The organism is Ruegeria sp. HU-ET01832 (assembly GCF_040371315.1).
GTDB lineage: Bacteria > Pseudomonadota > Alphaproteobacteria > Rhodobacterales > Rhodobacteraceae > Ruegeria > Ruegeria lacuscaerulensis_A.
In genome coordinates this window covers 922,023-946,719 of sequence record NZ_BAABWL010000002.1, presented here as the reverse complement: position 1 = coordinate 946,719, position 24,697 = coordinate 922,023, and the positions used below count along the sequence as shown (strand labels likewise).

Sequence of the window (24,697 nt, the reverse complement as noted above, 5' to 3'; positions counted from 1 at the left end):
GCTATCAACTGAAACGGAGCGAGCCATGTCAAAACCCAAGTTGTTCGCTGCGATCATTGCAAGTGCAATGGTCGCGGGTGGCGCCCTGGCCTGGATCGCAACAGTGCCAAAACCGCTGGTGGTTCAAGGCGAAGTCGAGGCGACCCGCATTGACCTGGCCGCAAAAATCGGCGGCCGTGTCGCCGCAGTGAATGTCGATTTCGGGGATACCGTACAGATAGGCGATGTGGTCGTGTCCTTGGGCAGCCCGCAATTGCAAGCGGGTCTGAAGACGGCACAAGCCGCTGTCGACGTTGCGATTGCCAATCGTGATCTGGTTTTCGCAACCCGACCCGAAGTCATCGACGCGCGCCGGGCCGAGCTTGCGCGCGCCAAAGCCGATCAGGACTTGGCGCAAAAGACTTATGACCGGATCGAAAAACTCAGCGAAACTTCGTTTGCTTCGCTGCAAAGGCTTGACGAGGCCTCGAACACTTTGGCGGCCGCGCAACGTGGGGTCGACGCGGCGCAGGCCAATCTAGAACTCGCCGAAAATGGCAACAGCATAGAACAAAAAGCCGTCGCTCAGGCTCAGGTCCAAGAAGCCAAGGCCGCCTTGCTGCGCACGCAAACTGATCTTGAAGAGCTGCAAATTGCAGCACCTATCAGCGGTCAGGTCACCGCCCGGCTTGCAGAACCTGGCGAGCTTTTCTCGGCCGGGGCTATTTTGTTATCCATAGTGGATATTGATAACGCCTGGTTCACGTTCAACCTGCGCGAAGACCTGCTGAACGGGCTGGAAATTGGGCAGGAATTGAATGTGCGCGTACCGGCCCTGGGTGATCTGGTGATCCCTGCTCGCGTTACTGCCATCAATGCCGAAGGCAGCTATGCCAATTGGCGCGCCACGAAAGCCACGGGTGATTTCGACCTGCGCACATTCTCGATCAGGGCTGAGCCGGTCACGCGCGATGCGGCCCTGCGGCCGGGTATGAGCGCTTTGGTGGATTGGGCGGCACGCTAGGCCATGTCGCGTCCGCTACCAGCCGGTTTTCGGCGCACCTTTCGTCGAGAGCTGCGCCGGATTGCCCATCAACCTCGCCTAGCATTTATGCTGGGGCCATTTCCTTTGATCCTGATGCTGTTGCTTTCTGCGGTCTTCGCGCCCGGGCTTCCTTCGAACCTGCCCGTAGCCGTTGTCGATCAGGATGGGACAACCCTGTCGCGCCAGGCTGTTCGCATGATTGACGCCACTGCGGACCTAGCGGTCACTGTCCGCGCGACGTCTCTGGCCGAGGCGCAGGACGCTCTCGTCTCGGGCGCGGTGTACGCCGTTATTTTCATACCCCAGTCAATGGGGCGCGACTTGCTGCAAGGCAACCGGCCCGAGCTTGTTACCTTCTATAACAACCAATTCCTGACCGTCGGAGGCATCGTTTCAAGGGCTAGCAGGCAGGCAATGGGGACCTTTTCGGCAGGTGTTGCAACCCAGGCTCTAGTCGCAAACGGGGCTGTCCCCGAGGCCGCAGTTGAAGCGGTCGTACCGATCCCGGTTCAGCGCAGTCCTCTGTTCAATCCGGCTCTGGACTATGTCCAGTTCCTGCTTGCCGCCCTTATGCCCACTGTATTGCAAATCTTCATAACAGCCAGCGCTGCACTGACCATCGGCAGCGACGTCCAGCACCCCAATGGCATGGCACGGCTGACCCGGATTGGCGGCTCGTCGATCACGGGTATCGCGGGAAAACTGGCACCCTACGGGTTAGCCTATTTGCTGACGCTTATCTTTGCAGACGTGATCATTTTTGGGGCATTTGATGCTCCGTTCAACGGAAACATTTGGCTGCATGGAGCTTACTCGGCAGGCTTTGTTCTAGCTTGCCTGTGTCTGGGCGGGATGCTCGCGATGATCGCCGGAGAAACCGTGGGCGCGCTAGGCTTGACCGGCGTGCTGACCGGCCCAGCCTTCGGCTTTGCCGGCATCAGTTTTCCGCGCATAACAATGAACACTTTTGCATGGATTTGGGGTGGATTGCTGCCGCTGACCGCCTATCTGCAACTTCGCACGGATCAGGTACTGCGCGGCGCGCCGATTGAAGTATCTCTGCCTGCCTTTGGATGGTTGCTGGCGCAGATACTGCTTTACGGTTCAGTTCTGGTGTTTTTGGTGGCCCGCTCGGCGCAAGTGCCAGCTAAACAGGCGAGCATTGCATAATGAGACGCTTTCTCGACGCTGTTTTGGACTCGATCTTCAGGCTGTTTGCCGACAAGGGTGCGCGTATGACGATGGTCGTTTCGATCCTGATCTATGCGTTTCTCTACCCCCAACCCTATACAGGCGAAGTGGTTCGGGATGTTCCTATCGTTGTAATTGACCAGAACGGATCAACCGCCAGTCGAGAACTGCGCCGACGTGTCGACAATTCGGATCAGGTCGCAGTGGTCGCGCACACCGACGGACTGCCAGCCGCGCAAGAGATGTTCAACGCGCGAAAGGTCTATGGTGTCCTGATCATACCGCCTGATTTCGAACAAGATCTTTTGCACGGGCGCCAATCCCCAATCGCAGCCTTCGGAGACGGCAGTTATTTCCTTCTTTATGGAGCGATTTCCTCGGCTGTGTCATCTGCTGCGAACAGTCTTGGGGCCGAAATCCGTGTAAACCGTCTGACCGCTCTGGGCGTTGACGCAGGTACTGCTGCAGCTCTTGTTTAGCCGGTGGTGATTACTTCGGTTCCTCAGTTCAACCCGAACGGAGGATACGCCAGTTTCGCAGTTCCAGCCGCGTTTGTCCTGATAATCCAGCAAACGCTGCTGATCGGAATAGGAATAATGCACGCAGGCAAACCGGCTAGACCGGGCATAGCGAGGGTGGCGACACCCACCGCCTACATTCTTGTGTATACATTCTGGGTCGCGGTGACACAGTTGCTGCTGCCAGTGATTTATGGGCTGCCGCAGGTCGGCCACCCGATAACGCTGTTTGCCATTGCGGTGCCGTTTCTAATAGCCGTGACTGCAATGGGTTTTGCGCTTGTTCAGGTGATCCCTACCCGGGAAGGAATGATTTTCTTTCTTGTCGTGCAGGGATTGCCGCTGTTCTTCATAACCGGCGTCTCATGGCCGATCGAAAGTGTGCCAGATCCAATTCGTTGGCTGGCGATGGCAGTGCCCTCAACTTCGGCTATGTCCGCTATCATCCGCGTCGACCAAATGGGCGCGTCGCTTTCAATGATCATACCAATCGTGAAGCTGCAGCTTGCGCTTGCTGTTGGTTATGCAGCCATAGCGTACGCGCTGCACAATTGGCGATTTCCGAACAGCAGCTGAGCCTCGGCGTTGGCTGCTTACGTGTCCAAGAACACAGTCCGCAGAATGCGGTGGATGTCGTCTGAAAATTCGTCACGAGAAGTCGAAACAACCAAGGCTCCTCGGGTTGATGTGACCAGCAAATGCGCCAAATCGAGCGCCCTGTCCGGCGTCGCCGCCAAACCATTTTCTGACATGAACCGGGCAAGGTTTTCGACGTAGACCTTGGGCCAGTTTTCCGGCTGGTCTGCCGACAGTTTCAGGGCATCTTCCAAAAGCTCTGACCCATGTCGTGTTTTGGCCAGCTCGACCGAGTCTCCGACCACCGAGGTTAAAACCGTGGCCAGAACGTCGATAGGGTCGCCATTTGCCTCATCCAGAATTCCAATGACGTTTTGGTACAACGCCTGCATATACGTGACCAATGACCACGAATAGCACGCGTCTTTTGAACCGAACTTCTTGTAAATCGACTGCCGCGACAACCCGACCGCCCGGGCGATATCTTCCATCGAAGTTTTGCGGAAACCGTATTGGGCAAAGGCCGTCATGACATCGCGAGGATTGACGCCAGAGATTGTGTAAGCCGTTACCATCTTTTACCTTTCTGAGGTTTTTCAAACCACATCCGGCACTGTTTCCCCATCGCCGGATGTCGCTTGTCCAACCCGTTCCTGCCAGGAGGACATACCCCATGTTTTGCATCATGTTTACAGTATTAATACTTAATGTCAACTGACCGTGATCACAAAACGTCGCGAAATTTTCGCCACAACCGACGCAAAAGCGCCGCCCCATTGGTCGGGGCGGCGCGCGTGCGAGGTCACATATCAAAACCGCAAAGTCAGGCTTGCACTGCCTTCATGAAACGGTCCCGGATGACGACTGGATCCATGGTAATCGGCGGCATTTTAGCGTTTCCGCTTTGGCATTTGGCAACGATGATGGTCATCTTTTGCGCCTCCAACGCCTCTTGCACAACCCGACCGGTGTCTTCGGCCTGACACTCGATCACCCTGTCGCAACCGGCCGCTTCTGCCATTTTCGCAAGAGAGGTTTTCTGTCCTGCGTAAGTAGGCTGGTCGCCGGTAGAACCATATGATCCGTTATCAACGATCAGCAGAATATAGTTGTCGGCCACGTTGTTTGCGATTGTTGGCAGCGTACCCAGATTGGTCAGAACCGACCCATCCCCGTCAATCACGATGACCGGTTTGGGTTGTGACAGCGCAAGGCCAAGACCTATGGACGACGCCAACCCCATCGTCCCCAACATGTAGAAATTAGAGGGCTGGTCATCGATGGCATGCAGTTCCTGACTGGGGATGCCAATATTGCAGACAACCAGCTGATCACGCAGAATCGGGGCGATTTCTTTCAGGATTTCAGAACGGATCATTGGTCGCCATAGCCTCCCCAAAAATTGGCGTCGGTCAGGATGGCGACCGGCTTGTTGCACATGAACGTGTATTTCAGGATCGCATCCAGCTCTTCTACGTCCGACTTGTGATGAAAGTGATAGGTCGGGATATTCAGCTGCGCCAGCAGTGCCTTTGTGTGAACGGCCATTTCGACTTGACAGGCGATCGGTTCGCGCAGCTCACCCCGGTACGAAATCAGCATGGGCAATGGCATTCTGTAATACTGGATCAGCGTGGCCAGCGTATTGATCGTCACACCGATCGCCGTGTTCTGCATTATAATCGCGGGGCGTTTGCCACCCATCCAGGCACCCGCGCACAGGCCCATTCCTTCGTCCTCTTTGTTCGAAGGGATGTGATAAATACCCTCGCGTTCGTCGATCTCGGCAATAACGCCGGCCAGCTGTTTGCAAGGAACGGTAGTGACGAACGAGATATCGTTGGCCACCAGATCGTCCGTGATCTTCTTGTCTATATTCATATCCTGTCAGTCAGTCCTGTTTTGGCGCACGAGGCGCAGTTCGAAGTGTTATGGCCTGCGGTGCACGTGGACCGCGCAGCCAGCATGACGAACGACCCGAGACGCGGTCGATCCCAAAAAATAGTCACTCAGGCCCGGCTTGTGCGACCCGATGACGATGCAATCAACGTCGTTGTCCTTGGCGAAATCGATGATAGTTCGGGCCGTATGCCCTTTGATGATCTCGGGCTTAACCCCGTCCAGCCCCGAAACCTTGTCACGCAACAAATTACGGGCGGAGCGAAACCCTTCGGCGACCATATCTTTGTCGAGATATGCGCTGACCGATCCCTGCGGCATTTCATAGACGTGTAGCGCGACTATCTCGGCGCCTTCCGCTGACAAGGCCCGCGCGACTTCCAGCGTATGTGGCGATATGCCGTGGTCCAAAGCCATGGGTACAAGAATTTTGCGATACATATTACCTCTCTTTCTGGCGCGGTCAGTGCTCCGGTGCGAGGATGATTTTCGGCGCGGCGACCATTCCCCGACGCAGATCCCGAAACGCCCGCCCCCCCTCTGACATCGGCCGCTCCTCAACCCAGTCCAAAGCACCCAGCCGTCCATCGAAAATAGCTGCAGCCGTTTGGCGAAAATCCTCAGCCGTATAGGTATAGGTGCCGATAAATGTGATCTCCTGCAAGGTCATGCGGCGAATATCCAAACCTCCGGCACCCTCGCCAAGTCCGACATGAATCATGACCCCACCAGGTTGCGTCAACGCCGACGCTGTAGCGCGTGTCGCCGCAAACCCCACTGCATCGATCACTAGGGGGAAGGTTTTTGACGTTTCAGAGACTACGTCGAATGCCCGCAAATTCAACAAATATGCCCGTCGCAGCGCGTTCGGTTCAACTATGACGACATCCTGCACGCCCATCGCCTGCAGGGCCAAAGCTGCGGCCAGTCCGATCGCCCCCCCGCCCACAACAAGAGCGCGACGCTCCATCGCTGGGTGCAAGGCTTCCAACCCCAGCCGCACGGCATGCCAACTGACCGCCAACGGCTCGGCCAAAGCCGCGCGCGACAAAGGAATATCCTCTGGCACATCGACCAAATTGCGTTCGGGCATTGAGATAAATTGGGCAAATGCGCCCTCTCGTGGCGGCATTGAAATGATCTCGCGGTTTTGACACAGGTTTTCCCGCCCCGCTTCGCAGACCGCGCAATTGCCGCAAGTGACCAGAGGGTTGACTGTCACCCGCGCCCCGTCGCGTGGTCCTCCAACGATCACGCCTGCCGCCTCATGCCCCAGGATCAACGGCGCGGGACGTCTGGCATCATGTCCCAGATAGGCATGCATGTCCGATCCGCAAATACCCACGGCTTCGACACGGATCAGCTGTTCCTCTGGTCCGGGAACTGTGTCCGGAACATCCCGGAATTCCAGGTGTTCAACCCCTTCATAAACCAGAGCTTTCATTTCGCAGTAAACCCCCCATCGACCATCAGCACCTGCCCGGTGACGTAGCTGGACGCTTCTGAGCACAAGAACAAGATCGGCCCGTCGATATCCTCTACCCGCCCATTAAGTCCGATACAGGTCTGCGCGGCGTTGCGCGCGGCGCGGTCAGGGTCGTCGAACACGGCCTGAGTCAGCTCGGTCGGAAAGAACCCCGGTCCGATGGCGTTGGCGGTGATGCCATGTGGCGACCATGCCTCGGCCATGGCACGGGTCAATTGCCCGATCCCGGCCTTTGAGGCCCCATAAGCAATCCCCCCTGGAAAGGCCCGCGTGGTCTGTAGTGAAGCAAAGTTGATAACGCGCCCCCAGCCTTTCGCCTTCATGGCGGGTACCAATGCCTGGCTTAGGAAAAACGGCGCGCTCAGGTTCAGCGCCAGCGTCGCGTCCCAACCATCGGGCGTGACTTCATCCGCCACCTCGCGGGTGTTGATCCCGGCAGCATGGATGACGATGTCAGGCGCGCCGAATGCCAAGCTGATCTGTTCAACCAGCCTTCCAAGCCCCGCGCGGTCGGCCACATCCGCTGTCACAGTCGCGCCCTTGTCGCCAAGTTCGCCTTTCAGTCCTGCCAACGCCTCGGCCCGGCGCGCGACGCCCACTACCCGTGCCCCAGCGGCGGCCAGAGCCTGCGCCGCCCGTCGGCCCAGGCCCGAGCTTGCTCCGGTGACGCAAGCCACCCGCCCGGTCAGGTCAAACAACGCGCGCGGGTCATCCATCTGCGGACAGGTCAAATTGCTCATCGGGGAAATACTTCGCCAACCGCACATCGGCCGCGCGGGCGTGGCCCTCCATCCCTTCCAGCCGGGAAATGCGGGCGGTCGCGATGGCGATGGGCTTCGATCCCTCGCGCGTTGCGCGTTGCCACGTGACGATCTTCATGTATTTGTGGACACTCAACCCCCCGGTATAACTGGCCGCGCCGGACGTCGGCAGGACGTGATTGGTGCCAGTAGCCTTGTCGCCATAAGACACTGTCGTCTCTTCGCCCAGAAACAAAGACCCATAGCAGGTCAGCCGGTCCAGCCACCAATCCAAATCCTCGGCCTGCACAGTCAGGTGTTCAGGCGCATAGGCGTCAGAACAGGCGGCCATTTCTTCGCGATCGGCGCACAGGATCACCTCGGCATAGTCGCGCCACGCGGCCGAGGCGTTTTCGCGGTTCAGTTCCGGAAGGTCTTCGATCAGTGAAGGAACCAGTTGCATCACTTTCTCGGCCAATGGTCGATCATCCGTCACCAGCCAAACGGGTGAATTGTATCCGTGCTCGGCCTGACTGACCAAATCGGTCGCGACCACATGCGCGTCAGCGCTGCTGTCGGCAAGGATCAGACTGTCTGTGGGACCCGCGATCATGTCGATGCCGACCTTGCCATAGAGGATGCGCTTGGCCTCGGCTACGAACTGATTGCCAGGGCCCACAAGGATATTCGCGCGCGGCAGGCCGAACAGGCCATAGGTCATCGCCGCCACGCCTTGCACACCGCCCATGGCCAGAATGCTGTCTGCCCCACAGATATGCGCGGCATAGACAATGGCTGGCGCCACGCCTTCACCGGGGCGCGGTGGCGAACAGGCTGTGATATGACGACAACCCGCCACTTTGGCCGTGGTCACGGTCATGATCGCGCTGGCGATATGGCTATACCGCCCGCCCGGCACATAACACCCCGCCGCGTCCACCGGGATCGCTTTTTGCCCGGCGATGACGCCCGGCACGATCTCGACCTCGACATCTGATACGGTCGCTTTCTGCGCTTCGGCAAAGCGGCGCACATTATCATGGGCAAAGCGGATATCAGCCTTCAGCTTTTCGGGCACCAACGCGATGGCCGCATCAATCTCGGCCTGCGTCATCAGTACATTGCCGTCGAACTTGTCGAACTTGGCCGCGTACTCCATCGCTTTGGCATCCCCGCCCGCCTCGATATCGGCCAGGATTGTCTTGACCGTGTCGTGCACTTCGGACGCATGAGATTGCGCCGTCAACGTTGCCTTTTTCAAATAGTCACGGGGCATGGTCAGCAGGTCCTATTGGTAGATTTCAGGAAGCAAGGTGGTCGAAACCGCCGGTACATAGGCGATCAGGATTACCACGATCAGCATGGTCAGAACAAAGGGCACTGCACGCGCCGCAATTTTTAGAATTGACTCTCCGGTTATCCCGGAAACAACGAACAGGTTCAGACCCAACGGCGGGGTGATAAAGCCCACACCCAAGGCGGTGATCATCATGATGCAGAACTGGATCTCGTTCATGCCGATATTGTCCGCCAGCGGTTTCAGGATCGGGGCAAGGATCACGATATTCGGCGTCGTCTCCATCACACAGCCTGCCGCGATGAGGATACCGATCATCAGCAGGATCAAAAGATACGGATCATCGGTCAGCGAAGTCACGGCCGTCACGAACCCCTGTGGAACGCCCATGATCGCCAGCGCTTCAGCCAGAGGGGCCGAGAAAGCGATGATCGGCAGGATCACCCCGTTCACCTTTGCGGAACTGACCAGCATCGACGGGAAATCAGCCAACGTCAGGGTGCGCAGGATGAAGCCCATGATGATGGTGACGACAACAGCGGTCGCGCCCGCCTCGGTGGGCGTCAGGCGGCCCGAGAAGATGCCGTAGAAGATGATCCCCGGCACGATGAACGCATACCAGCCGGATTTCAGCGCCTTGCCCAGATTGGCCAGCCACTCGCCCATGGTCATCATGCCGCCGCCCTCGTATGCGTAGATGCGGTTCATGATGATATTGGTCACAAGGATCGAGACCAGAATAGCCAGACCGGGGATAAGTGCGGCCAGAAACAACGTGGACGCAGATATGCCCAGAACCAGACCGATGATAATATAGGCGATCGAGGGCGGGATCAGGATGCCGGTGCAGGCCCCTGCCGCGACCAGCGCACAGGCATAGGGGCGGGGATAGCCGCTTTCGACCAGCCGGTTGATCGTCATTCGGCCCACCGCAGCAGCGCCCGCCGCGTCCGAGCCCGAGATAGCAGCGAACATGCCGCAGACCAGAACGGTAGCCGAGCCAAAGCCACCCTTGGCAAAACAGGTCAACGCCTCGGCCACGTCCAGAAACTTTCGCGACAACCCGGTGCGCACCAGCACGTCCCCGGTTAGTATGAACAGCGGTACGGCGGTCAGGGCAAAGGCGTCGATGCCGGTGAACAGGCTTTCGCCCACAAGACTCAACGGCAGGTCGCCGGACATGACCAGCATCACGATGGCGGCGGTGCCGATGGCCGCCCAGACGGGCACAGCCAAGGCAATCAGACCAACGAATAAGATCACAGGCAGGTAGAAATCCCACCCAAGTTCAACAGTTTGATTGAGAGAACCCCAAAGCATTGCGTGTCCCCTCAGTCAAACAGCTTGTCGCCTTCGAAGACGGGCGTGCCGTCCCTCAGGCATTTCAGATCGCGCATCAGTGACTGGATCAGACGCCAGATCATCAGCGCAAAACCGGTGGGCACGGCCATCAGGAACCACACCTTCGATACCCGCAGCCCGTCCGTCACCGAACCGAACTTGGCCGAAACATGCACCGCCTCGTACGACCAGTAGAGCGCGATGATCGCCACGCCGAACATCACCAGATCGCCAAAGATATACAGCAGCGCCTTGGGACGCGGCCCAAGGTAGTGCATGATCACGTCGATGCGGATATGGGCGCGCTCCTTTACGGCTGCTGCCGCACCGATCCACGCAAGGTAGATGAAAGAATAGCGGACGATCTCTTCGCCCCAGATCGACGAGAAAGCGAAAATCTCACGCCGAAGAACCTCGATGGCCATGGTGATGACCAGCATCACGTAGAACACCAGCAGCAGCCAGCGCTCGGCGTTGCGATCTATGTTTTGAAGTAGGGTCATCTGTTCCCTCGGCAAAAGAGCAACCGGGCCATAGCCTTCTTTAGCGGGCCTGCTTCAGGTCCGGCTGCTTTGGAAGATCGCGGGCTCACTCGCTGCGCCCGCCGCCTGTCTGTTATGCGTCGTGGACGTAGTATTTGCCCTGCGTGCCTGCGGCCTCGACCAGCTTTTCGAACGCGTCCATCGACCCGGCAAGCTCGGTCTTGAAGGGGTCCCATTCAGCGTTCTGATAGCCGCCGACGCTTTCCCATTCGGCCAGTTGATCGGAACTGAGCGAGTGGAACTCGACTCCCGCCTTGTTCAGCTCGGCCATGGCATAGGCGCGGGCCGAGGGCACTTTGGCCAGGTTCTGATGCGCGGTCATTTCCGCACCCCACATGATGCCTTCCTGTACGTCAGGTGGCATCGAGTTGAACCATTCCAGATTACAGGAATAGACCTGACTGTCCGGCACCGCCTGCGTGAAGGTTACATGGCTGAGGATATCCTTGAAGCCGAACACGAACAGTGCGCCCACTGACGGGTCCAGCGCATCCGCCACGCCCTGCTTGATGGCCGAGGGAGTCTCACCCCAAGCAACCGGCGTCGGGTTCGCGCCCGCCATACGGTAATATTGCTGCAGCATCTTCGAGCCCGGAACGCGGAATTTCACACCGCTCATGTCGCCCGGCGTAATTATCGCATTGCCACCCTGACGCACCGCAACCACGCGCGGGTCGATCACAACGTAGAACAGCGCCTTGAAGCCGGCCGCCTCGACCTTGGGATGAACTTCGTTCTTCCAGGTGTCGGATGTCACAAGGTTGGTGAACTTCTGGTTCGAGCCGCACAGATACGGCATGTTGATCAGGTCAACGGTCGAGGCAAACGGTGCAAAGTTCGACAGCGAGTGCTGTGCGGCCTGAATTGTACCACCCTGAACCTTCTGAACCAGCGATCCGCCCGCACCCAACTGCCCGCCGGGGGCCAGTTTCACATAGACTTTGCCGTTTGTGGCGTTCTGGATGTTTTCCTTCAGGTCCAGCTGCATGATTGGATAGCTGCGCGACGCACCCAGCACATAGGCCGTGGCGATGGTCATCACGTGGTCGGCTGCCTTTTCGCGCTCGCTTTCCTCCTTGGCAGTTTGAGCCGCGGCTTCGGTCGACCACAACACCCCACCGGCCCCAGCGACCAGCGCGGCAGTGAATGCGCCCGTGGCACTGAGTTTCAGGAAGTTGCGGCGCTCGGCCGACGCCAGTTCCAGTTTGTCCTTGTTCATTGATTGCCCTCCCAAGCAAAAAAGTCAGCTGTCGCGTTCTGCGTTGCGGTCAGCCTCCTTTTTCAGAATTGCGACAACGAACAGGATCGACGCCGCGAATAGAACCAACATCTCGCCCACGTCTCCTAGGAATGCGCCGCTCGCAAACGCGCCCATCGCAACATTCGCGAAATAGATGACGAACACGATGATAGAGGCAAACAGAAACATATTCCGGGTCCCATGGTGGATTCGGCTCAACTTCACTTGTAAGCGCTTACATGCAAAATGCAAGCGCTTACATATCTGCTTTCCATATCACCTCCATAGATGTACACTCATTGGCAAAGGTGAATTACGGATTTGGAAATGTCGAAACCGCGCTCAGCCCCGACGCTGGATGATGTCGCCAAAATGGCAGGAGTTTCGACCGCGACAGTGTCACGATGCCTGAACAACCCCGATCGCGTTGTCGCCACAACCCGCGAGCGGGTTCAGGCCGCCGTTGACGCTTTGGGCTATACCCCCAACTTCGCCGCCCGGGTTATGGCGGCCAAGCGCAGTTTCACCATCGGGGCGATCATTCCGACCATGGAGAATGCTATTTTTGCAAGGGGCCTGCAGGCATTCCAAGAGGAGTTGCATCTACGCGGTTACACGCTGCTTGTGTCCAGTTCCGCCTACAAACCTGATATTGAAGAAGAACAAATCCGAAAACTGGCTGCGCGGGGTGCGGATGGCCTATTGTTGATCGGCCATGACCGTGACCCAGAGATTTACAAGTATTTGGAAAGCCGCAGAATTCCGACGCTGATCGCGTGGTCTTACCGGCCCAATGCATTGGCACCGTCTATTGGTTTCGATAACCGCAAGGCAATGCGCAACCTTGCAGAGCGCGTGATTGCGGCGGGTCACACCAGAATCGGGATGATTTCGGGGATCAGCGAAGGCAATGATCGCGCCCGGCTAAGAATTGAGGGCGTTCAAGACGCCGCCAACGCGCGCGGTCTAAACCCAGACGGTTTCACAATAGTCGAAACGCCTTACGAAATCGAAAACGGTGGTGCCGCGTTTGCTGAACTTATGGCACAACCTGTCCCACCGACCGCAATCCTGTGCGGCAATGACGTTCTAGCCGTGGGGGCTGTGCGGCGCGCACAAGTCATGGGCCTGCGTGTCCCTCAGGATGTATCCATCACCGGATTCGATGATATCGAACTGGCCCGGATCGTCTCTCCGGCATTAACGACAGTGCATGTGCCACATCGTGAAATGGGGCGCAAAGCGGCGCTACAACTGGTTGAGATGGTTGAAACGCAAAGCCCCGGACAAGGCGAGCAACTGGCGACCAATATAGTATCGGGCGGATCACTTGGACCGCCACCCCAAGGTTAAGCGGCCTCGGCCTCCATTGTACGGAAATCATCCTTGAGCCAACTGTGGGTGGCACACATCGGATCGGTGAAATGCTGACGAATGAGCTTTCCCATGGCTTTTTGGATCAGCGCCGATGTGGTTTCAGGGTAAACTTCGGTTGTGAACAGCGACACCGTACGAACAAAGTTACGCCCCGGGAACGGCATTGCCTTCACGCTATCGTGGAACCTTTGGGCGCGGTGGAAACACGCGGCGGTCGTAATGGCCCACCCTGCCCCTTCCGCGACCAGACCGATGATGGACTGGTTGCACTCCAATTCGAAACGGTTGGGCAAGTTGTACTTGCTTCGCGCCAGTTGGATTTCGATCTGCTTGCCGATCATGTAGTCCCGAGAATAGCGTAAAAGGGGCAATTGCGCATCCGGCGTGAACAAATCGCTCGCCGTTCCCTCAAAACCAGCGGGCAGGATAACGATGAACGGATCCCGCATCAGAGGGTATTCTATCAAACCATCCGTCCGCTCGGACGGGCGCGTGGCGACCCCCGCATCCAACTTGTGTTCCTGTAGCTTCGCGATGATCTCATGGCTGGGCCGGGTGAAATGGCGGAAATTGCAGCGCGGCAGGGCCTGCGCCAGAAACCGGAACAGATCTGGTGCGATCTGATTGTCGAAATCGTCGATCAGTGCCAACCGTAAATCTGTAGCGTGCCGCCAGTTTCCCGTGCGGATTTCAGCCTCACCTCGTTTCAACGTGGTAAGCCCGTCGCGAACATAACGCGAAAAGACCTCGCCAGCCGGGGTTAGACCCATCGGACGTCGACTGTGATCAACCAATTCGATACCCAATGCCTTTTCAAGACTGCGCAAGTGATTTGACACAGTACTGATCGACAAACCGGTTTCCGACGCAACTTGCTGAATAGACCCGGATTTGGCGATCAACTGAAAGACTTCCAGCCAGCGCAAGCTCAGGGATTTGGACACGAGGACCACCTACAGTTTCGATTGCTTCGAAACTATCGAACCAGAGAATGATCCCCAGAGCAATCCGGAAGTTGAGCTTGTATCGCGTTCAGGATTTGATCCGACCGAAATCCGGATCGTAAGGCGACGGTGCAATCACAACCGCCGGCACACGCTCACCGCATCGGTCCAACTCCATTTCCGACCCGACGTCTGCCAGCCCAGGATCAACAAAAGCATGGGCAAGGTTCAGTCCAATCCGATGCCCCCATTCACCCGAAGTGATCGTTCCGATGACCTCATTTCCCCGCATCAGCGAAGCGCCGGGATGCGCCGGGCCTTGATCGGTTTGGATCTGCAAAGCAACCAATTTCCGGCGGGTGCCCTCGGCCTGTCGCCGCAGCAAAGCATCGCGCCCGATGAAATCGCCTTTTTCCAGCCGAACGAACCGGTCCAGCCCGGTTTCAAACGGATCGCACTCGGTGATCAGATCGGCTTTCCAATGCAGAAAGCTTTTTTCCATGCGCATTGACTCGACCGCGCGCGCGCCGAACAGTTTCAGGCCATACGCCTCTCCCGCCTGCCGCAATGCAAGATAAGCTGCATAAAGCGAGGCATTTGGAACGTGGATTTCATAGGCCAATTCGCCGGAGAAACTGACCCCCATCACGGTGGCCGGGGCGATACCAATGTAACACTCGCGCACACTGAGCCACGGAAATGCCTCAGCCGACCAATTCCCGCGCGCGCAGGCGCTAAGGACATCGCGCGCCTTGGGCCCGGCCAAAATCAGGATCGTCTGGTCGTTGGTCAGGCTGCGCAGGTGAACGTCTTCGTCGGCCCGCACATGGCTGGTTAACCAGTCCATATCGTGAAACTCGCTGGCCGCAGCTGAGCCATACCAGACACGCGCTGGCCCCCGGTCGCTGGCGGGAAGATTGGCCACGGTCGCCTCGGCCTTGACCATACCATGGTGGTTCAGCAGATAGCCCAGCCCCACACGCCCGTCGCGCTTTGTCACAGACCCACAGAACATCCGATCAAGAAACGCATGACGGTCCGCGCCGGTGATCTCGATCCGGTTGAAACCATTCACTTCGGCCAGCCCCACGTTGGTTTGGACATTGGCAACCTCGGCGGCCACCAGATCGAAGGTTTCGTCAAAATCGAAACTGTGAGTGGGCGCGAAATCGGGCGATGGCTTGATGTAATCCACCCTTTCCCACCCGTTCACGACGGTAAACTCGGCCCCCTCCGCCGCCAGAACCGGGGTCAGAGGGGTCGTCTTGGCGGGTCGCCCTGCGGGGCGGTGTTCATGTGGGAAGTGAAAGCGGAACTCGTTCTGGTAATCCTCGATGGCTTTCAGCGCGGTCAGTTCCACATTCGCGTGCCCCGTGAACCGACGCGGATCAAGGCACCACGTGTCATAGCACGCCTCACCATGCACGATCTGTTGCGCCAGCAGCCAGCCGTGGCCGCCACCTTCGCCAAGCCCCGCCCGCAGACCGATGATACAGAACGCATTGCGCTTGCCCGGGATCGGCCCGACCAGAGGCGCACCGTCAATCGTATAGGTGATCGGGCCATTGACCACCGTATGCACGCCCACCTCCATCAGCGCGGGCATCCGGGCAAAAGCGCCTTCCAGCACATCCGTCACTCGGTCCAGATCGTCAGGGCAGAGCGCGTTGACGAAATTCGGGTCAATCCCGTCCATGCCCCAGGTCTTGCAGTCCTGCTCATAGAACCCCAGCAGCAGCCCGTTCTTTTCCTGCCGACAGTAATAATCGCTGATCGGGCACCGCAGCAGCGGCATCCTGTGTCCCGCATCGCGAATGGCCGGGATCTCTTCGGTCAGGAAATACTGATGCTCCATCGAGGCGACGGGATGATGCACCGCCATCATTGCGCCCACCTCATTCACGCGATAGCCGCCCGCGTTCACGACAATATCGCAGTCGATATCACCCTTTTCGGTCTGCACCGTCCATGTGTCGTCAGCGTGTTGTTTCAGCCCGATGACCGGCGTGTTGCGATATACCTCGGCCCCGGCCTTGCGCGCCCGCCGCGCCAGCGCCTGACACAACTGCGCGGGATCGATATCCCCATCCATCGGATCCCACAGCCCGCCGATCAGGTTCTCGGTCGAGATCAGAGGGTGACGACGCGCGCATTCCTCGGCGTCTATCACCTCGAACTGCACGTCCATCCCGCGCGCCATAGAGGCGAAATGGCGATAGCCCTGCATCTGCGCTTCGGTATTTGCAAGACGGATACCGGCGTCGCCGTGGTGGTAATTGATGGGATAGTCCGGGTCGTCGGCCAGTTCCTTGTACAGCCGGATCGAGTGCGATTTCAGCCCGACCATCGTCTGGTTCATCCCGAAATTCGTCACCTGCGCAGCCGAATGCCACGTGGTGCCCGAGGTCAGCTCGTTCCGCTCAACCAGAACCACATCGCTCCACCCCTCCTGCGTCAGGTGATAGAGGGTCGAGCAGCCCGCGATCCCGCCTCCGATGACAACGACCTTGGTGCGTGATTTCATGGGCGCGGCTCCTGTTCTGTTCCGCCCAAGTCTTGCGGAACAATGCGCGCGCACGACAAGCCGCCCGGCGCTTGTATTGAAAAATCGAAACCGCGATTGCGGATTCTGCAAATTGCACTTCGCCTTTGCGTGGGGCGCAATGTGGCGCTTAGGTTTCGGGAAAAGCAACGGGAAAGGAACCGGATGAGCACGGGCAGCAAACGAAGCGGCAGACGCGCCCGGCACGCGCAGCGCGCGGCCGCCCCCGTGATTGATCCCTGCCCGCCCGGCCAGATCGGTGGGGCCTTCAAGCCGCTAACAGACGTCGAGATCGCGCAAATTTACGACACCGCCCTGCGCCTGCTAGAAACCCTGGGGATGGGCGAGGTGCCGGATCGGCTGGCCGGCGACCTGCGGGCTGCCGGAGCGCAACCCGGCCCTGACGACCGATTGCTGTTCCCGCGCGCCATGGTCAAACAGGCCATTCAATTCTCCCCCAAACAATTCACCTTTCATGGCCGCGATCCCGCGCGTTCGGTCGAGGTGGGCGGAGACCGGGTGTATTTCGGCACCGGCGGCGCGGCGGTTCAGACGCTGGATATCGACACCGGGCTATATCGCCCCTCAACCCTGACCGATCTGCATGATTTTACCCGGCTACAGGACACGCTGCCCAATGTCAGCTGGTTCACCCGCTGCTGCGTGGCCACCGATGTGCCGGATAATTTCGATCTGGACGTGAACACCGCCTATGCGCTCATCCGCAACACGACCAAGCCGATTGCCACGTCCTTTACGCTGGCCGAACATGTCGCGCCCATCGTCGACATGTTGGATATCGTAGTCGGAGGGCCCGGCGCATTCGCCGCGCGCCCCTTCCTGAAGGCGCATATCAGCCCGGTCATCTCGCCCCTGCGCTATGGCGAGGATGCGGTGGATGTGGTCTATGAATGCATCGCCCATAACATCCCCATGTCCTGCATCACCGCAGCGCAAGCGGGCGCGACGGCCCCAGCCACACTGGCCGGGTTTCTGGCGCAGTCGCTGGCCGAGACTTTGGCCAGCCTTGTTATGGTCAACACGATCAAACCGGGCTTTCCGATGGTGTTTTCAAACTGGCCCTTCATCGTAGACCTGCGCACCGGGTCTTTTGCGGGCGGCAGTGGTGAGACGGCGATCCTGAACGCAGCCTCGGCCCAGATCAGCAACTGGTTGGGGCTGCCGTCGGGCGTGGCGGCCTCGATGACCGATGCCAAGGCGATTGACGCGCAATACGGGGCGGAAAAGGGCATCACCTCGCTGGCGGCAGCGCTGGCGGGCGGGAACTTGATCTATGAAAGCTCGGGCATGACCGCATCGCTGCTCGGGGCCAGCTTCGAGGGCTTTGTTCTGGACAATGAGATGCATGCCCACACCTACCGCGCCTTGCGCGGGATCGAAGTGACCGAGGAAAACCTTGGGTTCGACGCAATCTGCCAGTCGGTTCTGGGCGACGGGCATTTTCTGGGCAGCGCCCACACCTACGACGCGATGGAGCGGGATTATTATTACCCCGAACTCGCTGACCGGTCCGAGCCTCGCACCTGGGCGGAAGACGGCGCCAGCGACGCATGGACCACCGCCCGCGCCCACGCGAAAGAGATATTGGCGACGCACCACCCCCAATATCTGACCCCCAAACAGGATGCGGAAATCCGCGCCCGGTTTCATATCCTTGATTGACCTTCCCCTCTCCACTCTAGGCGGCTAGGGTCGGCGGAAATTGCAGCGAATGAGGCCCCGATGTCCGATCCCTTCTTTCAGCCCGTCTCGGCCATGGAACTGGCACGATTTGCCGGCGTGCCGACCTTTATGCGCTTGCCGGGCATGACGCTGGATCACGCGCGGATCATTGAGGTTGATATCGGGCTGGTCGGCATCCCCTGGGACGGGGGCACCACGAACCGCCCCGGCGCGCGCCATGGGCCGCGCCAGTTGCGGGATTACTCGACCATGATACGCGCGATGAACCCGGTGACCGGGGTTGCACCCTTTGCGATGATGAACTGCGCCGATCTGGGCGACGTGGCCCCGAACCCTGTGGATATCGAAGATACGCTGAACCGCGTGACCTCGTTCTACACCGACCTGACCGCGCGCGGCATCACCCCTCTGACCGCCGGAGGGGATCACCTGACCACCCTGCCCGTCCTGCGCGCGCTCGCCAAATCCGGCCCGCTGGGACTGATCCAGTTCGACAGCCATACGGACCTTTTCGACAGTTACTTCGGCGGGCACAAGTTCACTCACGGCACCCCGTTCCGCCGCGCGGTCGAAGAAGGCTTGGTCGATCCCAAACGCTTTGTTCAGGTTGGCATTCGCGGCACCGCCTATAACACCGAGGATATCGAATGGGGCGAGGCGCAGGGCATCCGCATCATCCGCATCGAGGAGTTGTTCGACCGGGGCATCGGTGATGTCATGGCCGAAGTACGCGGCATTGTCGGCGACGCGCCGACCTATTGCACCTATGATGTCGACTTTGTGGACCCCACCTTTGCCCCCGGCACCGGCACACCCGAGATCGGTGGCCCGAACAGTTTTCAGGCCCAGCAAGTAATCCGCCAGATGGCCGGGGTGAACTTGGTGGGCGCCGATCTGGTCGAGGTCTCACCACCCTTCGACGCCTCGGGCGGCACCGCATGGCTGGGGATTTCGCTCATGTTCGAACTGCTCTGCGTGCTGGCGCAGGCCGTGGACACGCGCCACTAACTGACGTTTTCGGCGATCATCGAGATCATCTCGAACATCACCGCCGCTGCCGTCAGGGCGGTGATGTTGTTGGGGCTGTCCTTGGTGGGCATCATGCACACCACGTCTCCGCCCACGATATTCAGCCCGCGCGCGGCGCGCAAAATCCCCACGGCTTCGTCAATATCGAACCCCTTCTCGCCGGGTTCCAGATTGGACACCGCAGGCGCAACAGTCGGGTCGAGGCAATCCAGATCAAATGTGATATAGACCGGCCTGTCGCCCAAAACTTCACGCGTCTGCACCACCACGTCCTCCAGCCCGCGCTGACGGAACTCGCGCATGGTGACGATGTTGTAGCCATAGTCATAAGACGGCTGCAGCCAGTCCAGACTGCGCGGATGACCCCGTAGACCGATCTGCATGGATTGCGTCGGATCAACCTGCCCCTGATCGGCCAGATACGCGCCCCAATGGGCGGCGGATTTCTTGGCACCCAGAAAGTGATCGACCTTGGTGAACACATCCGTATGGGCATCCAGATGCAGAAAGCTGACGGGCTCTCCCCCGGCCAGTTGACCACGCCCCAGCGCCTGCACAATGCCACCGGTGATCGAGTGATCTCCGCCCACCGACACAGGCCGCGCGCCTGCTGCATCAATGTCTTTGTAAAAGGCGGTGATGCGTTCGATGCAGTCCTCGTTGTCATTGGCGCGGGGAAAGGGCACGTCGCCCACATCGGCGATCTTTGCGCTGCTCCACGGGTCGATTTCGAACACCGAGTGCACCCGCCGCTGCACCGCCGAGACATGGCGCAGCGCGCGCGGACCCAAGTGCTGATCCCGCTCGGTCGTGCCGTTGCCGGTGGAATGCGGGACGCCGACAAGCGCGATGTCCTGCCCCTCGGGACCGGTATTGGGACAGCGAAACAGGGTCGGCACGCCCCACCAATACAGGTTATCCATCATCGACTGTTCATAGCGGTCGGTCATCTGCATTCCCCTCAATAAAAAACGCCCCCGGCTGGCGGGGGCGTTTTGTGTTTAGATTTTCTCGTCTTCTCGCCGGAAGGCCCCCTGCACGATCCGGTCGATAACCATGGCGCAGAACAGGATGGCAAAGCCGCCCAACAGGCCCGGACCCTTGGCCGCGTATTGCAGCGCCTCAAGGATTTCCTTGCCCAGACCGCCGCCGCCGATCAGCGAGATGATCACCACCATCGACAGACACATCAGAATGGTCTGGTTCACCCCAGTCATGATCGAAGGCAGCGCCAGCGGGATCTCAACATCTTTCAGCAACTGCCATTTTGATGCACCAAATGCCACTGCGGCCTCTTTGATGCTGTCCGGCACGCCCCGCATCCCCAGCGCCGTCAGGCGGATCACCGGCGGCATCCCGAAGATGATCGTCGCCAGAATGCCCGGCGGGTTTCCGGTGCCAAAGAAGGCGATGATCGGGATCAGGTAGACAAAGGCCGGTAGCGTCTGCATCAGGTCCAGCACCGGTTCCGCCGCGCGGTAGGCCCGCGCCGATTTACCGAACCAAATACCCAGAGGAATGCCGATTACCACGCATAGCAACACGGCTGCACCTACCAAAGCGACCGTCTCCATTGCGACATCCCAGTAACCCAGAAGTGCGATGTAAGCCAAAGAGGCGGCGGTGAAAATCGCCACACGCGGCCCCGCCGCACGCCACGCGGTGACGCAGATCACCAGCATCACGACCGGCCATGGCGATCCAATCAGTGCAATCGTCAACGCATCCAGGACCGAGCGCACCCCGGCGACGATCCCGTCGAACACGTCCCCGCCCGCAAGGGCTGCGGCGTCGATCTTGGCCTCCATCCAGCTGGCGAGGCTTGAGAACAGCGTGCCGCCATCTTCGCCTAGAAACAAGGCCGAGACCTCTTTCTCCGGGAACGCATCCAGCATCGCGAGCGAAGCATTGACGGTGAATTTATAGACGATCAGAGGCCCGATTGCGGCAATCAGAACGGCGCCCAGAACCGTGTTGCGCGTAGAGCGCCCGCTTTCAGTGCTGTCGGGATCGATCCGCCAGCGCGAATACTGCTTTTCGTAGATGCGGTCCGCATAAAGCCCCTGCACAAGCTTGAACACCAGCAACATCGCCAAGCCAATCAGCATGATCCCCAGCGATTCCGACTGGGCGGCCGCGGCTTTTTCAAAACTGCTGTCTGCCGCCTTCTGGATGTTCTCGGCCAATTTGGTGAACCGGTCGATATCGCCCTGCTCGGTCGCTGCGGCGGCGCGTTCCAGCAGCTCGTTCGCACGGGCTTGTTGGCGCTCGGCGCGTTCGGCCATGTCGGCGCCGGGATTGCCCCAGGCCCCACGTCCGATTTGCACCCACGCGATGATTTCAAGAATCAGGAAGGTCCAGAACATCCCCCAAATCGCGCGCGAGGCGGACCAGAACGGGCCCAGCGCCGCCGCCCATTTATTGAACGTGTTTGGCACCGCGCTGGTCGCATCATGGATCTTGTGAAAAGCGTTGACGTAGTAATCCCCGTTCGGACCCGAAAATTCGTGGATCGAGCGGTCAAGTACGTCGCGATCCACCTCGATATCCGAGGCGGCAGTGACTTTCAGTTCGGTGGTTGCGTCAGTCATTTTTGCCCCCCTGAATACCGCGCAGCAGACGCGGCTTGGTCACGACACCCACGTCGCTGCCACCATCCGTAATGATCACCGGCAGTTCGGTGTTAACGGCCAAGTCAATCAACTGGTCCAGATCAGCACCTTCATCGGCACGCGGCGCGCCTTCGGTCGGGCCGGAATAGCTGGCCAGCGGCTCCATGATCGAATGGGCTTTGACCAGTTTCAGTTTGGAAATCCCCTGCACAAATTCGCGCACGTAATCGTCGGCGGGGTTCATGACGATATCTTCGGGCGTGCCAATCTGCACGATCACACCGTCCTTCATGATGGCGATGCGATGGCCGATGCGGATGGCCTCGTCCAAGTCATGCGTTATAAACAGCGTGGTCTTTTTCAGTTGCGCCACCAGCGCCTTGAACTGATCCTGCAACTGCAAGCGGATCAATGGGTCGAGGGCTGAGAACGGCTCATCCATCAACAGAATCTCGGGGTCTGAAGCCAGCGCGCGGGCGATGCCAACACGTTGCTGCATCCCGCCCGACAGTTCTTTGGGCAAGCGATCCTCATAGCCTGTCAGGTCTACCAGACCCAGCGCATGGTCGGACACCGCCCAACGCTTGGATTTCGACACCTTCCGAATCTCTAACGGGTAAGCCACATTATCGCGGACCGAGCGGTGCGGCATCAGCGCCATATGCTGAAACACCATCCCGATCTGTTGGGCGCGAATGCGACGCAATTCGGATTCCGAGATTTTTGAGACATCCTGCCCCATGATCTCGATCTTACCCGCAGTCGGTTCGATCAGCCGGTTCACATGTCGAACCAGAGTGGATTTGCCGGACCCTGACAGGCCCATGATGCAGAAAATCTCGCCACGCGGCACCTGGAAGGTTGCGCCCTGCACACCTACGACACAGTTAAAGCGTTCAAGCACCTCGGGTTTTCCAATACCCTCGCTGCGCACAGCCGCCATGGCCTCTTCGGCGCGCGCGCCAAAGATTTTCCAGACATTTTCAAGTTTTACGACAGGTTCGTCCATTTGCCCCTCATATGCGGGGTTTTCCCCGATCTATATGCAAAGGGCCGCCGCGAACTGGTCGCGACGGCCCCCTGGGAATGCGTCTTAGTTGGTCAGCCAGTTCAGAACGGTATCTTCGTTGTTGGCCACCCATTCGCGGGCAAAGTCTGCTGCTTCCACATTGTCCACAGCAAGGGCCTTGCCCATCGCGCTCAGGTCGTCACCCTGCATTTGGTAGTTGCGGAACAGAGCGGCCACCTCGGGGTAGGCGTCTTCCAGCTCCTTGGCGTAGTGGAGATGCAGCGTGGCGCCGTTCCAGGCCGAGGACGCCTCGGATTTATCCAGCCAGTCGGGATCATCTGTGGGCTGCACGATGGTCCAGGTTGCCGGATCATGGGCGGGCTCTTCCAGAACGGTCAGGTCCTGTGTCACAAAGATGTAGTGTGGGCTGTAGCAGAAGCCGATCCACGGATCGCCGGCCTTGGCGGCGTTGGCCAGATTCGCATAGGCGATGGTTTCTTCGTACTCGGTCAGATCGAAAATCTGATCATAGCCATAGGACTTGGCCCGGATTTTTTCGACCACGGTCGAAGCCCAGCCCGGCGCACCGATCCAAACCTCGGGCGTTCCGTTGCCGTCGGTGTCAAAGATTGCCATCTTGTCCGGATCGCTCAGATCGTCGATGGACTTGATGTCATATTTTTCAGCTGTCGCCGTGGGCACACACATGCCCTGCTCGGCCTGAACCGGGTTTTCGTTCATAACCACGGTGCCGTTATCTTTGACATAGGTGTCATGCAGGTTCTGCTGGTTCGGCATCCAAACCTCGGGGTGGACATGCATCGCGCCAGAATCCATCGCCTCGAACACGATCGGGTTGGTGCCGTTCTGAAGCTCCACGTCCAAGCCCAGGTTTTCTTCGATCACAACTTCAAGGATATGCGCCGTGGCGTTCACCGATGCCCAGTTTGGCACACCGATCACGATATCTGCGGCAAGCGCGGGACCTGCGGCAAGAGCTGCTGCACTTCCCATAAGTGTGGTGAGTTTCTTCATCTTACATCTCCATGTTGGGCGTTCGCGATGCTGTTCTTTCGGCAAATGCCGGTCCCGCACCTTACAAACAGTCTCGGGAAGCTCTAACTCCCCGGATTTTTTGGCCAGCGGCTCGACGCGCCGGATTGGCCAGAAAAGTGAAGCATGGTGACGCAACACCCATCAAGCCCTACGGAGGACAAATACATGTATTTGATATCATCGTATATTAGTTTCGAAAATTTCCGAACTATTAACCAACGTCTGAAACAACAGCCGCAGGCAAAGTCTCGCTCCACTTGCTCAAATCGTCCAGAATGCCCAGCGCGCTGCGGCCAAGTTCGGTGACAGAGTATTCGACCGAAACGGGCGATGTCTGTAGCACGTGTCGCTTCACTAAACCTTGTGCCTCAAGCTGACGCAAACGCTCGGTGATCATCTTTTTGCTGGCACCTGTAATCATGCGGGACAAGTCATTGAATCGCACGGGCCCGTCTTTCAGGTGCCATAGGATCGAACCCGTCCACTTACCGCCGATGATCCGCATCCCGCGCTCGACCGAGCAAGGCTCGAGGCAGGCTTCTGCCACTTGTTTTCTCCCCCGATTATCCT

At 58.8% G+C, this 24,697-nt stretch carries 23 protein-coding genes and 1 pseudogene; 6 read left to right on the top strand and 18 right to left on the bottom strand.

The genetic code is table 11. From position 1 onward, the window contains the following. Positions 1-25: 25 nt before the first annotated feature. The 3 genes and pseudogenes from ABWV79_RS09935 (at position 26) to ABWV79_RS09925 (ending at position 3,309) form a co-directional block, all read left to right on the top strand. Entirely contained in the window at positions 26-1,003 is a 978-nt protein-coding gene (locus tag ABWV79_RS09935; RefSeq protein WP_353391662.1) for an HlyD family secretion protein, read from the top strand. 3 nt (positions 1,004-1,006) lie between these two features. Then, a complete protein-coding gene (locus tag ABWV79_RS09930) occupies positions 1,007-2,194 on the top strand; it encodes an ABC transporter permease (RefSeq protein WP_353391660.1) in 1,188 nt (395 codons plus the stop codon). After that, positions 2,194-3,309 (top strand): annotated as a pseudogene (locus ABWV79_RS09925) (ABC transporter permease). The gene ABWV79_RS09930 and the pseudogene ABWV79_RS09925 overlap by 1 nt, the downstream one beginning before the upstream one ends. A gap of 17 nt (positions 3,310-3,326) precedes the next feature. Here the strand turns inward: ABWV79_RS09925 and ABWV79_RS09920 are convergent. From ABWV79_RS09920 to ABWV79_RS09870, 11 genes are all read right to left on the bottom strand, one after another. Next, complete coding sequence (locus tag ABWV79_RS09920) at positions 3,327-3,884, bottom strand: TetR/AcrR family transcriptional regulator (RefSeq protein ID WP_353391658.1); 558 nt, start codon at positions 3,882-3,884, stop codon at positions 3,327-3,329. Positions 3,885-4,132: 248 nt separating this feature from the next. Then, positions 4,133-4,687 carry a sulfopyruvate decarboxylase subunit beta gene (gene comE, locus ABWV79_RS09915; protein WP_353391656.1) on the bottom strand — a complete coding sequence of 185 codons (555 nt, stop codon included), beginning with the start codon at positions 4,685-4,687 and terminating at the stop codon, positions 4,133-4,135. Beyond that, entirely contained in the window at positions 4,684-5,190 is a 507-nt protein-coding gene (comD, locus tag ABWV79_RS09910; protein ID WP_170356155.1) for a sulfopyruvate decarboxylase subunit alpha, read from the bottom strand. Before comD ends, comE begins: the two co-directional genes overlap by 4 nt. A gap of 48 nt (positions 5,191-5,238) precedes the next feature. Next, on the bottom strand, positions 5,239-5,649 hold the full coding sequence (locus tag ABWV79_RS09905; protein WP_170356154.1) for a universal stress protein: 411 nt from the start codon (positions 5,647-5,649) through the stop codon (positions 5,239-5,241). A 22-nt stretch (positions 5,650-5,671) separates the two neighbouring features. Then, positions 5,672-6,652: an alcohol dehydrogenase catalytic domain-containing protein gene (locus tag ABWV79_RS09900; protein ID WP_353391653.1), complete on the bottom strand. Its 981-nt coding sequence runs from the start codon at positions 6,650-6,652 to the stop codon at positions 5,672-5,674. Then, positions 6,649-7,410 (bottom strand): SDR family NAD(P)-dependent oxidoreductase, encoded by a 762-nt coding sequence (locus ABWV79_RS09895; protein WP_353391729.1) that lies wholly within the window; start codon positions 7,408-7,410, stop codon positions 6,649-6,651. The genes ABWV79_RS09900 and ABWV79_RS09895 overlap by 4 nt, the downstream gene beginning before the upstream one ends. Next, positions 7,403-8,710 carry a histidinol dehydrogenase gene (gene hisD / locus ABWV79_RS09890; protein WP_353391651.1) on the bottom strand — a complete coding sequence of 436 codons (1,308 nt, stop codon included), beginning with the start codon at positions 8,708-8,710 and terminating at the stop codon, positions 7,403-7,405. The genes ABWV79_RS09895 and hisD overlap by 8 nt, the downstream gene beginning before the upstream one ends. A 12-nt stretch (positions 8,711-8,722) precedes the next feature. Beyond that, complete coding sequence (locus ABWV79_RS09885) at positions 8,723-10,051, bottom strand: TRAP transporter large permease (protein ID WP_170356151.1); 1,329 nt, start codon at positions 10,049-10,051, stop codon at positions 8,723-8,725. Between the two features lie 11 nt (positions 10,052-10,062). Continuing rightward, a complete protein-coding gene (locus ABWV79_RS09880; RefSeq protein WP_170356150.1) occupies positions 10,063-10,575 on the bottom strand; it encodes a TRAP transporter small permease in 513 nt (170 codons plus the stop codon). A gap of 112 nt (positions 10,576-10,687) precedes the next feature. Continuing rightward, on the bottom strand, positions 10,688-11,833 hold the full coding sequence (locus tag ABWV79_RS09875; RefSeq protein WP_170356149.1) for a TRAP transporter substrate-binding protein: 1,146 nt from the start codon (positions 11,831-11,833) through the stop codon (positions 10,688-10,690). 24 nt (positions 11,834-11,857) lie between these two features. After that, positions 11,858-12,043 (bottom strand): hypothetical protein, encoded by a 186-nt coding sequence (locus ABWV79_RS09870; protein ID WP_170356148.1) that lies wholly within the window; start codon positions 12,041-12,043, stop codon positions 11,858-11,860. Positions 12,044-12,181: 138 nt separating this feature from the next. Here ABWV79_RS09870 and ABWV79_RS09865 point away from each other — a divergent pair, with 138 nt between their 5' ends. Next, positions 12,182-13,207 carry a LacI family DNA-binding transcriptional regulator gene (locus ABWV79_RS09865; RefSeq protein WP_353391648.1) on the top strand — a complete coding sequence of 342 codons (1,026 nt, stop codon included), beginning with the start codon at positions 12,182-12,184 and terminating at the stop codon, positions 13,205-13,207. On the opposite strand, the gene ABWV79_RS09860 is transcribed toward ABWV79_RS09865, so the two are convergent. After that, complete coding sequence (locus ABWV79_RS09860) at positions 13,204-14,175, bottom strand: LysR family transcriptional regulator (protein ID WP_170755064.1); 972 nt, start codon at positions 14,173-14,175, stop codon at positions 13,204-13,206. The genes ABWV79_RS09865 and ABWV79_RS09860 overlap by 4 nt on opposite strands. A gap of 88 nt (positions 14,176-14,263) precedes the next feature. Then, on the bottom strand, positions 14,264-16,699 hold the full coding sequence (locus ABWV79_RS09855; RefSeq protein ID WP_353391647.1) for a GcvT family protein: 2,436 nt from the start codon (positions 16,697-16,699) through the stop codon (positions 14,264-14,266). 183 nt (positions 16,700-16,882) lie between these two features. On the opposite strand from ABWV79_RS09855, the gene ABWV79_RS09850 reads away from it, so the two are divergent. Together ABWV79_RS09850 and ABWV79_RS09845 are read left to right on the top strand one after the other, a co-directional pair. After that, positions 16,883-18,400, top strand: coding sequence for a trimethylamine methyltransferase family protein (locus ABWV79_RS09850; protein WP_353391646.1), 1,518 nt, complete (start codon positions 16,883-16,885; stop codon positions 18,398-18,400). 60 nt (positions 18,401-18,460) lie between these two features. Then, positions 18,461-19,429, top strand: a complete 969-nt coding sequence (locus ABWV79_RS09845; RefSeq protein ID WP_353391645.1) for an agmatinase — start codon at positions 18,461-18,463, stop codon at positions 19,427-19,429. On the opposite strand, the gene ABWV79_RS09840 is transcribed toward ABWV79_RS09845, so the two are convergent. The 5 genes from ABWV79_RS09840 to ABWV79_RS09820 all read right to left on the bottom strand — a co-directional run bounded on the left by ABWV79_RS09840 (position 19,426) and on the right by ABWV79_RS09820 (position 24,674). Further along, a complete protein-coding gene (locus tag ABWV79_RS09840; protein WP_353391644.1) occupies positions 19,426-20,400 on the bottom strand; it encodes an arginase family protein in 975 nt (324 codons plus the stop codon). The two genes, ABWV79_RS09845 and ABWV79_RS09840, sit on opposite strands and share 4 nt — an antisense overlap. A gap of 51 nt (positions 20,401-20,451) precedes the next feature. Beyond that, on the bottom strand, positions 20,452-22,041 hold the full coding sequence (locus ABWV79_RS09835; protein ID WP_353391643.1) for an ABC transporter permease: 1,590 nt from the start codon (positions 22,039-22,041) through the stop codon (positions 20,452-20,454). Continuing rightward, the gene (locus tag ABWV79_RS09830) at positions 22,034-23,071 is read right to left on the bottom strand and encodes a quaternary amine ABC transporter ATP-binding protein (RefSeq protein WP_353391642.1); all 1,038 of its coding nucleotides are present in this window, start codon (positions 23,069-23,071) and stop codon (positions 22,034-22,036) included. The genes ABWV79_RS09835 and ABWV79_RS09830 overlap by 8 nt, the downstream gene beginning before the upstream one ends. An 84-nt stretch (positions 23,072-23,155) precedes the next feature. After that, on the bottom strand, positions 23,156-24,106 hold the full coding sequence (locus tag ABWV79_RS09825) for an ABC transporter substrate-binding protein (protein WP_170356139.1): 951 nt from the start codon (positions 24,104-24,106) through the stop codon (positions 23,156-23,158). A 232-nt stretch (positions 24,107-24,338) separates the two neighbouring features. Beyond that, on the bottom strand, positions 24,339-24,674 hold the full coding sequence (locus tag ABWV79_RS09820) for a winged helix-turn-helix transcriptional regulator (RefSeq protein ID WP_353391641.1): 336 nt from the start codon (positions 24,672-24,674) through the stop codon (positions 24,339-24,341). Positions 24,675-24,697 lie beyond the last annotated feature (23 nt).

What these genes read in the sequence shown, in the direction of transcription:
- ABWV79_RS09935 (WP_353391662.1), top strand. Translation starts at nt 26, where the DNA reads ATGTCAAAACCCAAGTTGTTCGCTGCGATCATTGCAAGTGCAATGGTC.
- ABWV79_RS09930 (WP_353391660.1), top strand. Translation starts at nt 1,007, where the DNA reads ATGTCGCGTCCGCTACCAGCCGGTTTTCGGCGCACCTTTCGTCGAGAG.
- ABWV79_RS09920 (WP_353391658.1), bottom strand. Translation starts at nt 3,884, where the DNA reads ATGGTAACGGCTTACACAATCTCTGGCGTCAATCCTCGCGATGTCATG.
- comE (WP_353391656.1), bottom strand. Translation starts at nt 4,687, where the DNA reads ATGATCCGTTCTGAAATCCTGAAAGAAATCGCCCCGATTCTGCGTGAT.
- comD (WP_170356155.1), bottom strand. Translation starts at nt 5,190, where the DNA reads ATGAATATAGACAAGAAGATCACGGACGATCTGGTGGCCAACGATATC.
- ABWV79_RS09905 (WP_170356154.1), bottom strand. Translation starts at nt 5,649, where the DNA reads ATGTATCGCAAAATTCTTGTACCCATGGCTTTGGACCACGGCATATCG.
- ABWV79_RS09900 (WP_353391653.1), bottom strand. Translation starts at nt 6,652, where the DNA reads ATGAAAGCTCTGGTTTATGAAGGGGTTGAACACCTGGAATTCCGGGAT.
- ABWV79_RS09895 (WP_353391729.1), bottom strand. Translation starts at nt 7,410, where the DNA reads ATGGATGACCCGCGCGCGTTGTTTGACCTGACCGGGCGGGTGGCTTGC.
- hisD (WP_353391651.1), bottom strand. Translation starts at nt 8,710, where the DNA reads ATGCCCCGTGACTATTTGAAAAAGGCAACGTTGACGGCGCAATCTCAT.
- ABWV79_RS09885 (WP_170356151.1), bottom strand. Translation starts at nt 10,051, where the DNA reads ATGCTTTGGGGTTCTCTCAATCAAACTGTTGAACTTGGGTGGGATTTC.
- ABWV79_RS09880 (WP_170356150.1), bottom strand. Translation starts at nt 10,575, where the DNA reads ATGACCCTACTTCAAAACATAGATCGCAACGCCGAGCGCTGGCTGCTG.
- ABWV79_RS09875 (WP_170356149.1), bottom strand. Translation starts at nt 11,833, where the DNA reads ATGAACAAGGACAAACTGGAACTGGCGTCGGCCGAGCGCCGCAACTTC.
- ABWV79_RS09870 (WP_170356148.1), bottom strand. Translation starts at nt 12,043, where the DNA reads ATGTTTCTGTTTGCCTCTATCATCGTGTTCGTCATCTATTTCGCGAAT.
- ABWV79_RS09865 (WP_353391648.1), top strand. Translation starts at nt 12,182, where the DNA reads ATGTCGAAACCGCGCTCAGCCCCGACGCTGGATGATGTCGCCAAAATG.
- ABWV79_RS09855 (WP_353391647.1), bottom strand. Translation starts at nt 16,699, where the DNA reads ATGAAATCACGCACCAAGGTCGTTGTCATCGGAGGCGGGATCGCGGGC.
- ABWV79_RS09850 (WP_353391646.1), top strand. Translation starts at nt 16,883, where the DNA reads ATGAGCACGGGCAGCAAACGAAGCGGCAGACGCGCCCGGCACGCGCAG.
- ABWV79_RS09845 (WP_353391645.1), top strand. Translation starts at nt 18,461, where the DNA reads ATGTCCGATCCCTTCTTTCAGCCCGTCTCGGCCATGGAACTGGCACGA.
- ABWV79_RS09840 (WP_353391644.1), bottom strand. Translation starts at nt 20,400, where the DNA reads ATGACCGACCGCTATGAACAGTCGATGATGGATAACCTGTATTGGTGG.
- ABWV79_RS09835 (WP_353391643.1), bottom strand. Translation starts at nt 22,041, where the DNA reads ATGACTGACGCAACCACCGAACTGAAAGTCACTGCCGCCTCGGATATC.
- ABWV79_RS09830 (WP_353391642.1), bottom strand. Translation starts at nt 23,071, where the DNA reads ATGGACGAACCTGTCGTAAAACTTGAAAATGTCTGGAAAATCTTTGGC.
- ABWV79_RS09825 (WP_170356139.1), bottom strand. Translation starts at nt 24,106, where the DNA reads ATGAAGAAACTCACCACACTTATGGGAAGTGCAGCAGCTCTTGCCGCA.